This is a genomic window from Hymenobacter defluvii (assembly GCF_017589435.1).
GTDB classification, from domain to species: domain Bacteria; phylum Bacteroidota; class Bacteroidia; order Cytophagales; family Hymenobacteraceae; genus Hymenobacter; species Hymenobacter profundi.
Genome location: NZ_JAGETX010000105.1, coordinates 1 through 619 on the forward strand (window position 1 = coordinate 1; position 619 = coordinate 619).

Annotated in this window: 1 protein-coding gene; it reads right to left on the bottom strand. The window is 36.7% G+C overall.

The window, feature by feature from the left end; all coding sequences use genetic code 11:
* A partial coding sequence (locus J4D97_RS23185) for a hypothetical protein (RefSeq protein WP_208309653.1) occupies nt 1–461 on the bottom strand: 461 nt, incomplete at its 3' end.
* Nucleotides 462–619 lie beyond the last annotated feature (158 nt).

A 619-nucleotide genomic window follows, 5' to 3' on the forward strand; every position in this document is an offset into this window, starting at 1 on the left:
GGGCTATATTTTATCCAGGGATTTTGCTCTACGTCTTTGTAGTCGAATGAAAAAACCTTATCAAATTCAGGAATAAGATTATATTCTTCATCAAGATTCAAATAAGCACTATTCACGTTTGCATCCCACTGATACATTATTGTCTTAATTCCCGGATTCCTTGCCTTCACTGTCTTGACAAAGGATAATGGCATTCTGTATCCTCTAACAACTAGTAAATAATCAAACTTCTTTTTTGCAATGGCTTTAAGAATAGACTCATAATGCATCTTTTGAAAGCTATCAATTCGCTGGGGTAGCAATCTATTTACAATCCCGTAAAGAATAGATGTATCTCTTTCTGCAAAGAATGAAACTGCAGCTCCATATTGCTCCATCTTTTGCTTAATTGCCAAATGATATTCATAAAACTTCACTCCAATGAATAAGACGTTTTTGTTTTCAAACACTTCTTCAAGCATGATGGCGATAGCTAAAACAGGGACGAAACGTGTAGATAAATTGAAAGTCTATTTCCGGAATTAGTTATCACGCTTCAATGCGTCATAGAATTTTGATGCACTGGCGCTCCAGGTATGGCTTTTGGCAAATTGCATCCTGCGCTGAGCACGCAAGGTTT